The organism is Hydrogenophaga sp. FW305-3-2-15-A-LB1 (assembly GCF_058787875.1).
Genome location: NZ_JBYTAE010000002.1, coordinates 127,454 through 133,605 on the forward strand (window position 1 = coordinate 127,454; position 6,152 = coordinate 133,605).

At 65.8% G+C, this 6,152-nt stretch carries 4 protein-coding genes; 2 read left to right on the forward strand and 2 right to left on the reverse strand.

Features of this window, described 5'->3' with window-relative positions; genetic code table 11:
* The first annotated feature begins 143 nt into the window (after positions 1-143).
* Positions 144-1,166, forward strand: coding sequence for a polysaccharide deacetylase family protein (locus AC3WPZ_RS01100; protein WP_382324627.1), 1,023 nt, complete (start codon positions 144-146; stop codon positions 1,164-1,166).
* An 81-nt stretch (positions 1,167-1,247) separates the two neighbouring features.
* Here the strand turns inward: AC3WPZ_RS01100 and AC3WPZ_RS01105 are convergent, their stop codons facing one another.
* Positions 1,248-3,209: an RIFT barrel domain-containing protein gene (locus tag AC3WPZ_RS01105; protein ID WP_492437815.1), complete on the reverse strand. Its 1,962-nt coding sequence runs from the start codon at positions 3,207-3,209 to the stop codon at positions 1,248-1,250.
* Positions 3,210-3,615: 406 nt separating this feature from the next.
* On the opposite strand from AC3WPZ_RS01105, the gene AC3WPZ_RS01110 reads away from it, so the two are divergent.
* Positions 3,616-3,819: a hypothetical protein gene (locus AC3WPZ_RS01110; protein WP_492437817.1), complete on the forward strand. Its 204-nt coding sequence runs from the start codon at positions 3,616-3,618 to the stop codon at positions 3,817-3,819.
* A 677-nt stretch (positions 3,820-4,496) separates the two neighbouring features.
* On the opposite strand, the gene AC3WPZ_RS01115 is transcribed toward AC3WPZ_RS01110, so the two are convergent.
* A partial coding sequence (locus AC3WPZ_RS01115; protein WP_492437819.1) for a hypothetical protein occupies positions 4,497-6,152 on the reverse strand: 1,656 nt, incomplete at its 5' end.

Sequence of the window (6,152 nt, forward strand, 5' to 3'; positions counted from 1 at the left end):
AGAAGCGTGACGAACTCCGCACCCACGCAAAAGCCGGCGCGGTATGCTGGTGCGGTGACTGATCGCGCTAGCCCCATGGGGTATGTACAACAATGCACAACGCACCACGGCATTCGGGAGAAGATTCGATGAGATTGCCGGGATTGGACCCCCAGCCCGTCGAACTGGGCCTTGTCGCGCCGGTGCTGCTGGTGGTCGTCGATACCGAAGAAGAGTTCAACTGGAACCAGCCCTTCAACCGACAGGCGACCGCCACCCAATCCATTTCCTCCCAGGACCGGGTGCACGCGCTCTACGACCGGTTCGGCGTCGTGCCGACCTACGTCATGGACTACCCGGTGGCCAGCTCGGTGGCCGCCACCCGCTACCTGCGCGGGCTGGTGGACGCGGGCCGCGCGGAATTCGGCACCCACTGCCATCCCTGGGTCACGCCGCCGCACAACGAAACGGTGTCGGTGTTCAACTCGTACCACGGCAACCTGCCGCTGGAGCTGGAGGAAGCCAAGATCCGCACCAGCACCGACGCGGTGGCCCAGGCCTTCGGCCGCGCGCCGCGGGTGTTCAAGGCCGGGCGCTACGGCGTGGGGCCGAACACCTTCGGCATCCTGCAGGAACTGGGCTACACCGTGGACTGCAGCGTGGTGCCCCACACCAATTTTTCCTTCGAAGGCGGGCCGAACTACCAGGGCATGTCCGACCGCCCCTTTTTCACCGACGCCTCGCACGCCTTGCTCGAAGTGCCCATGACCGTGGGCTACTCGGGCCGCCTGCGCCGCATGGGCCCCGCCAATCCCTGGCTCATCGGCAGCAACCTCTCGCAGCGGCTTCGCCTGCCCGGCGTCATGAGCCGCATGAAGTGGCTGGAGCGCGGCAGGCTGAGCCCGGAAGGCTTCGATGTGCAGTCGCAGGAGCGCCTGCTCACCACGCTGTTCCACGAAGGCGTTCGTGTGTTCACCATGACCTACCACTCGCCGACCTTGCAGCCGGGCAACACCCCGTACGTCAAGACCGAGGCCGATCTGGTCGCCTTCCTGGCGAACATCGAGTCCGTGCTGAGCTTTTTCCAGAACCGCCTGGGCGGCACCTTCTCCACGCTGACCCGCGTCGAGCAACTGGCGCGCTCACGGGTTGGCGCCGCACAGGCAGTCGCGGCCGTCGCGCACTGAGCGCCTCGCGCATCACCCGCCAAAAACAAACAACCCTCTGCGAAGAGAGGGTTGTTGAAGGTCAGAGCGGTTGAAGCGGGATCAACGCGGAACGATGGCCCAGGTGGGGTCGTTCACGTAGCCGGCATCCATCTTCGGGGTCATGGACTTCCACTTGCTGTAGGCACCGCTGGCACCGGTGATGCCGGCGCTGCTGGTGGCGGCCAGCATGGCGCGGGCATAGGCGGCGTAGTCGTCCACGCGGTCCGGTGAGCCTTCGGTGATCGCCATGCCGGCGCACGAGGCGCCCTTCGAGCCAGCGTAGTTGGTGTCGAACAGGGTCTTCCAGCTGCTGAAGAACTGGTTGCTCGCGTCGGTGACGTCCCACCAGTAACCCGGGGCCTTGGCCATGCAGAAGCCGTTGGCTTCGTTAAGGAAGCGGCCGACGGTGAAGCCGGTGATCCAGTTCAGCATGGTGCGGCCCTGCGGGTCACCGTCCTCGGCGATCTGCGTGAGCACCAGCGTCATGAAGTCGTTTTGCCAGGGGCCGGCCTTCTTGGTGTCCCACGGGCTCTTGATGGCGCCGAAGGGCGAGCGGGCGGCCGCGTTGGCGTTCTGCGGGTAGTTCTGCACGTACCAGTTCAGGTTGTTGGCCAACCGGGTCTGGAAGTACGACTTCATGGGGTGGTTGTCGGGCACGATGCGCGAGGCCTCGTCGATGGAGCGCAGGGCCCAGGACTGGGCACGTTCCTCGTTGCCATAGATCAGGCCCTTGGCGCCTTCGCGGTAGTAGGGGTCCACCGCCGCGATGTTCCAGCTGGCCCAGAACATGGCTTCGTCCAGGTAGAAGGCATCGCCCGTGATCAGGTAGGGCATGTAACCGAACGAAGCCTGGTGCGCCGTGTCCGGCGTGTAGATGGTCGTGCCCGTCGGCGTGGGCAGCTTGGGCGTGGAGGAGCCAAAGCGCACGGCCACGTTGGGGTTGCGCTCCACATCCAGCGGCTGGCCAGAGCCTTCGTCGCGGTAGTGCACCGGCACGCCAGCGGCGGCATCGGCGTTGGCCAGCATGCTGGCGCGGGCGCGGTCGTCCTGGGTGATGAGGTACAGCGCGGTCCAGCGTGGCTGCGGGCCGATCTCCGAGCGACCACCGGTGGTGGGGAAGTACGGCACCAGCATGGCCGGGCCCATGGGCGCGGTGTTCGAGCTGGCCAGCACGCGGGCCTCGTCGGCAAGGACCGACTCAGGAATCTTGACGCTCAGGTCGTAGTTCCAGGTGGCCTTGCTGGCCAGGAAGTACGGCATGTGGTGGCGCACGCGGTACTGCGGCAGTGTGGCACCCGTCCACAGCACCTTGTGCCAGCGCGCCTGGTAGTTGTGCGTGATGCGCGGCTGGGAGTGCACGATCTGGCCGTTGCGGCGCACGGTCAGCTCATAGGTGAGGTTGCCCGGGTTGGCCTTGAAGGTCCAGTTGTTCTCCAGGACCATGTCGGTGCGGATGCTGGCGCCGCCGTCGTACAGGCGGGTGTGCAGCCGGGCCGAGAGGTGGGGGTGTTCGGCGTTGCTGGCGCTGTCCTTGAAGGGCGCGACCACGGTGTACTCGGTGGCCACGCTGCCGTTGAGGCGGCGGCCCGAGCCCTGGGCGATCTGCTGCTTGAGCAGGTCCTGGGGCTTGGCCACCAGGGTGGAGACCAGGGTGCTGCCGTTGTAGACCTTGGCCTCGAGTTCGAGGTTCCAGTCGGGGCTGGCGGGGATGGTCTGGGTGGCCGAGGACTTGGCACCGGCGAAGAGGTTGATCAGCTTGGGCTGGTTGGCAGCGAGGTTGCTGACCTTGGCGCTGAGGACGGCAAAGCGCAGGGAGCCGTCGCGGTGGGAGGTCACCTCATCCATCTGCAGGGGCACGCTCGCGCCGCTGCTGTCGGTGGCCACCAGGCCCTGGTTGGCTTGCACGGCGCCGGCCTTGAAGGGCTGGCCGAAGGTGATGGGCAGGGCGCTGGAGGCCGTGCCGGTGGAGACTTCCACGCAGGTGATGGCGTTGGCCGCGCAGGCCAGGCCACCGGAGCCCACGGCCGGAGCAGGTGCGGGAGCAGGTGCGGGGGCTGGAGCCGGAGCCGGTGCGGGTGCAGGTGCAGGTGCAGGTGCAGGTGCAGGTGCAGGTGCAGGTGCAGGTGCAGGCGCAGGCGCAGGTGCAGGTGCAGGTGCAGGTGCAGGTGCAGGTGCAGGTGCAGGTGCAGGTGCAGGCGCAGGTGCAGGTGGCTTTGGAGCCGGCGCGGGGGCTGGCGCCGGTGCCGGTGCAGGTGCCGGGGTGGCGGCGGCCATCACCTGGCAAGTCTTGGCCGAGCCACGGGCCGGATCGGAGCCGAAATAGCCGGTCGAGCAGAGCCCCACCGTGCGCACGGACTTGTAGACCCAGCGGCTGCCGGTGCCATAGCGAACGTTCTTGGTGCCGGAGACGACAAAGAGCTGGCCCTCCTTGGAGAGCTGGTTCCAGTTGGCAGTGGTGGCTGCGGCGGTGGTGGTGCTTTGGGCCTGCGCCGACGCGGCCACCATCGAAAACATCACCGCGCAGGCGGCCAGCACGCTGGCATGCGATGCCGGGCGGAGGGAGGAAGAAAGTGAGGACATGGAGAGAGCACCTGAAAGTCAAGAAGGAAAAGAACCGCTTGCACACGGCTGATCGAAGCATTGGCCTGCTGGGTCAACAGATCTTGGAATTCAATGTAATTCGATTGCCGCCATTTTCGGAATGCAAGCCGATGGGCAGGCGTCCGGAAACGATGCGCGGCATTCGTGATGCATGTCGCGAAACATGTTGAAATGATTGGGGTGTTTTATTAACTTCCCGTTGCCATTTCACGGCTGTGACTTCTTTTTTCGAGAAGCCCAGGTGGAATGGCCTGGCAGCGCGTGCCGGGCGATTTGCCTAGCGGGAAAGTTGGTTGCCTCAATCGTGGTTTCCCCACGGGAGGCGCCGCACTGAGCGTCGGGCGCATTGAATGCGCCAATTCGGAAAATGGTGCAATTAAATTAAGGTTGACTTATCGGATCGAAATAATGAAACATTAGCCAAAACCGCCAGAAGGTGGTTTTTGCCCGTTGAAAGGATTGGGCCATCCTTTTCCGTTTCGGGAAAGGGGGTGAGTTGAAAGAATATGAAAGAAAGAATTCCGGTGACGGCATTTCGAAGCCGCGTGTTAGCGGGCAATGCGCAAGGAATTCCCCGTCAACGAGCGGACGTTGAGGGATGGGCGGCCAACGGCCGCATTCACAGGAAAATTCGCGCCGCGGTCCAGAGGCTGGGCGGCGCTGATGGGCAGGGTCCACCCGCTGGGGTGGACCGCCGCTGTCGCCCGCTCAGCGCGGAACGATGGCCCAGGTGGGGTCGCTGGCGAAGCCCGCGTCCATCCTCGGGGTCATGGACTTCCAGGTGGCGTAGGCGGTGCTGGCACCGGTGACACCGGCGCTGCTGGTGGCGGCCAGCATGGCGCGGGCGTAGGCGGCGTAGTCGTCCACGCGGTCCGGTGAGCCTTCGGTGATCGCCATGCCGGCGCACGGGGTGTTTTTGAGGCTGGCGTAGTTGGTATCGAACAAGGTCTTCCAGCTGCTGAAGAACTGGTTGCCCGAGTCGGTGACGTCCCACCAGTAGCCCGGGGCCTTGGCCACGCAGAAGCCGTTGGCTTCGTTCAGGAAGCGGCCGACGGTGAAGCGGGTGATCCAGTTCAGCATGGCGCGGCCCTGCGGGTCACCGTCCTCGGCGATCTGTGCGAGCACCAGCGTCATGAAGTCGTTCTGCCAGGGGCCGGCCTTCTTGGTGTCCCACGGGCTCTTGATGGCGCCGAAAGGCGAGCGGGCGGCCGCGTTGGCGTTCTGCGGGTAGTTCTGCACGTACCAGTTCAGGTTGTTGGCCAACCGGGTCTGGAAGTACGACTTCATGGGATGGCTGTCGGGCACGATGCGCGAGGCCTCGTCGATGGAGCGCAGGGCCCAGGACTGGGCGCGTTCCTCGTTGCCGTAGATCAGGCCCTTGGTGCCTTCGCGGTAGAACGGGTCGACCCCGGCGATGTTCCAGCTGGCCCAGAACATGGCTTCGTCCAGGTAGAAGGCATCGCCCGTGATCAGGTAGGGGATGTAGGCGAACGAGGCCTGGTGGGCGGTGTCCGGCGTGTAGATGGTCGTGCCCGTCGGCGTGGGCAGCTTGGGCGAAGACTCACCGAAACGCACCGACACGTTGGGGTTGCGCTGCACATCCAGCGGCTGGCCGGAACCCTCGTCGCGGTAGTGCACGGGCACGCTGGCGGCGGCATCGGCGTTGGCCAGCATGCTGGCGCGGGCGCGGTCGTCCTGGGTGATGAGGTACAGCGCGGTCCAGCGCGGCAGCGGGCCGATCTCCGAACGCCCACCGGTGGTGGGGAAGTACGGCACCAGCATGGCGGGACCCATGGGCGCGGTGTTCGCGCTGGCCAGCACGCGGGCCTCGTCGGCCAGGACCGAGTCGGGAATGCGCAGGCTCAGGTCGTAGTTCCAGGTGGCCTTGCTGGCCAGGAAGTACGGCATGTGGTGGCGCACGCGGTACTGAGGCAGCGTGTTGCCCGTCCACAGCACCTTGTGCCAGCGCGCCTGGTAGTTGTGCGTGATGCGCGGCTGGGTGTGCACGACCTGGCCGTTGCGGCGCACGGTCAACTCGTAGGTGAGGTTGCCCGGGTTGGCCTTGAAGGTCCAGTTGTTCTCCAGGACCATGTCGGTGCGGATGCTGGCGCCGCCGTCGTACAGGCGGGTGTGCAGCCGGGCCGAGAGGTGGGGGTGTTCGGCGTTGCTGGCGCTGTCCTTGAAGGGCGCGACCACGGTGTACTCGGTGGCCACGCTGCCGTTGAGGCGGCGGCCCGAGCCCTGGGCGATCTGCTGCTTGAGCAGGTCCTGGGGCTTGGCCACCAGAGTGGAGACCAGGGTGCTGCCGTTGTAGACCTTGGCCTCGAGTTCGAGGTTCCAGTCGGGGCTGGCGGGGATGGTCTG